This is a genomic window from Nocardiopsis lucentensis DSM 44048, from assembly GCF_000341125.1.
GTDB classification, from domain to species: domain Bacteria; phylum Actinomycetota; class Actinomycetes; order Streptosporangiales; family Streptosporangiaceae; genus Nocardiopsis; species Nocardiopsis lucentensis.
Genome location: NZ_ANBC01000120.1, coordinates 1 through 3,206, shown reverse-complemented (window position 1 = coordinate 3,206; position 3,206 = coordinate 1). Strand labels below are relative to the sequence as shown.

The following is a 3,206-nucleotide window of genomic DNA, read 5'->3' as shown; positions in this document are numbered from 1 at the left end:
GGCGGATTGGCGGCCACGGCCTGTTGGTAGAGCTTGGCGGCCTGTTTGAGGTGACCGTTCTCCGCGAGGTCTCGGGCCTGCTCGCACAGGCCTGGGGCGTCGTGCGCGGAGGGGGCGTCCGTCGTCTGGGCGTCGGCCGGGTCGACGGCGAGAGGGTCCTGCGGCCGGGGGCCGTCCACCGGGGGTTCGTCGGGACCGGGGTGTGCGGGGGAACCGGACGTGGTGGTCATGCGGGGTCCGCTTTCCATGGGGGCGTCGGTGGTCACTCGGCGGGGTGGGCACCATCGGTGTCGCCGCCACTGTAACGCGCGGGATGGGCGGCTCGGACGGAACCGAACGCCGGAGCGGCCGGGGTTTCGAGCTTCTCCTCTTTTCGCGTGGCACCACTGGGCGCCACCTTTACGGCGTAGATTTCCGACATGTCCGAAAAAGGGCGCCGACGCGGAGTCGGCGCCCCCTGGCTCGGGCCCGGATCAGAGCTCAAACGCCTCCGGCGGCGGGCAGGAGCAGACCAGGTTGCGGTCGCCGTAGGCCTGGTCGATCCGACCGACCGGCGGCCAGTACTTGTCCTGGCGCAGCGACGGCAGCGGGTAGGCCGCCTCCGACCGGCTGTAGCCGCGCTCCCACGTGTCGGCGGTCAACGCCTCGGCTGTGTGCGGGGCGCCCCGCAGCGGGTTGTCATCGGCGCCCCACTCCCCCGAAGCCACGCGGTCGATCTCCCCGCGGATGGCGATCATCGCCTCGACGAACCGCTCCAGCTCGGCGAGGTTCTCGCTCTCGGTGGGCTCCACCATCAGGGTGCCCGCCACCGGGAACGACATCGTCGGCGCGTGGAACCCGTAGTCCATGAGCCGCTTGGCGACGTCCTCGTTGCTGATCCCGCTGGTCCTCTGGAGCGGGCGGATGTCGATGATGCACTCGTGCGCCACCAGGCCGTTGGCACCGGTGTAGAGCACCGGGTAATGCGACTCCAGGCGCTTGGCCAGGTAGTTCGCCGACAGCACCGCGGTCTCGGTGGCCGCGCGCAGACCGTCCTCCCCCATCATCCTGATGTAGGCCCAGGAGATCGGCAGGATGCCCGCCGACCCGAACGGCGCGGCCGAGACCGGGCCCACCCCCGTGTGCGGCCCCGCCTCGGGCTGTCCCGGGTGGTTGGGCAGGAAACCGGCCAGGTGGGAGCGGACCGCGACCGGACCGACGCCGGGACCGCCGCCGCCGTGCGGGATGCAGAAGGTCTTGTGCAGGTTCAGGTGGCTGACGTCGGCCCCGAACTCACCGGGCTTGGCCCAGCCCAGCAGCGCGTTGAGGTTGGCCCCGTCCACGTACACCTGGCCGCCCGCCTCGTGGACCAGGCGGCACACCTCGGTGACGGTGTCCTCGTACACGCCGTGGGTGGAGGGGTAGGTGACCATGATGGCCGCCAGGTCCTCGGCGTGCTTCTCGGTCTTGGCGCGCAGGTCGTCCAGGTCGATGTTGCCATGGGAGTCGCAGGTCACGACGGCCACACGCATCCCGGCCATGACGGCGCTGGCGGCGTTGGTGCCGTGCGCGGAGCTGGGGATGAGGCACACGTCGCGGTGGGCCTCGCCCCGGGAGCGGTGGTAGCCGCGGATCGCCAGCAGACCGGCGAGCTCACCCTGGGACCCGGCGTTGGGCTGGAGGGAGACCGCGTCGTAGCCGGTCACCTCGGCCAGCCAGGCCTCCAGGTCGCGGACCAGCGCCACACTGCCCGACGCCTGGTCCAGCGGCGCGAAGGGGTGTAGGCGCGCGAACTCGGGCCAGGTGACGGCCTCCATCTCGGCGGTGGCGTTGAGCTTCATGGTGCACGAGCCCAGCGGGATCATCGTGCGGTCCAGAGCCAGGTCGCGGTCGGACAGGCGGCGCATGTAGCGCAGCAGGGAGGTCTCGCTGCGGTGGGTGTTGAACACCTGGTGGGTGAGGTAGTCCACCCCCCGGCGCAGGTCGGAGGGCACCCGGTCGGCGCTCTCGTCGACGGCCAGCCCGGCGCGGGAGGAGCCGCGCTCGAACTCGCCGAAGGCTTCCAACACCCTTTCCAGGTCGGCCGGGGTGGTGGTCTCGTCCACCGAGACGCCGACCGTGGTCTGGTCGACGGCCAGGAGGTTGTACCCGGCCTCCAGGGCGCGCTCGACGACGGCGGCGGAGCTGGGCACGCGCACGCGCAGGGTGTCGAAGAAGGCGCCGTGCACGACCTCGAAGCCGCGCTCGGTGAGGCCGTCGGCGAGCGCGGCGGCGCGGGTGTGCACCTGGCGGGCGATGGCGCGCAGACCGTCGGGCCCGTGGTAGACGGCGTACATCCCGGCCATGACGGCGAGCAGCACCTGGGCGGTGCAGATGTTGCTCGTGGCCTTCTCCCGCCGGATGTGCTGCTCGCGGGTCTGGAGTGCGAGTCGGTAGGCGGGGCGGCCCGACTCGTCCACCGAGACACCGACCAGGCGGCCGGGCAGCTGGCGGCGCAGCTTCTCACCGACCGCCATGTACCCGGCGTGCGGACCGCCGAAGCCGAGGGGGACGCCGAAGCGCTGGGTGGAACCCACCGCGATGTCGGCGCCCAGGTCACCGGGGCTGCGCAGCAGGGTGAGCGCGAGGATGTCGGCCGCCACGACCGCGAGTGCGCCCCGCTCGTGGGCGGCGGCGACGATCTCGCCCGGGTCGCGCACGACACCGCTGGCGGCCGGGTACTGCACCAGGACGCCGAAGGCGTCACCGTCGGGCAGGCCCCGGGACAGGTCGGCGACGACGACCTCGATGCCCAGGGGCTCGGCGCGGGTGCGCAGCACGTCGAGGGTCTGGGGGAAGACGTCGGAGTCGACGACGAAGACGTCCGCCTTGCTCTTGGAGGCGCGCCGGGCCAGCGTCATGGCCTCGGCGGCGGCCGTGGCCTCGTCCAGCAGGGAGGCGCCGGAAACGGGCAGGCCGGTCAGGTCGCAGACCATGGTCTGGAAGTTGAGCAGGGCCTCCAGGCGGCCCTGGGAGATCTCGGGCTGGTAGGGCGTGTAGGCCGTGTACCAGGCCGGGTTCTCCATGATGTTGCGCAGGATGACCGGCGGCGTGACGGTGTCGTAGTACCCCAGGCCGATCAGCGAGGTGCGCACCTGGTTGCGGTCGGCCAGGTCGCGCAGCTCGGCGAGGGCCTCGGCCTCACCGAGCGCCTCGGGCAGGTCGAGCGGCGCGCTGCGACCCGGACC

General features: G+C 72.2%; 1 protein-coding gene and 1 pseudogene. Both read right to left on the bottom strand.

What is annotated here, in order from left to right; translation table 11 throughout:
• Nucleotides 1–230 (bottom strand): annotated as a pseudogene (locus D471_RS0103890) (tetratricopeptide repeat protein); the annotation flags it as partial.
• A 243-nt stretch (nucleotides 231–473) separates the two neighbouring features.
• A partial coding sequence (gene gcvP / locus D471_RS0103885) for an aminomethyl-transferring glycine dehydrogenase (protein WP_017597414.1) occupies nucleotides 474–3,206 on the bottom strand: 2,733 nt, incomplete at its 5' end.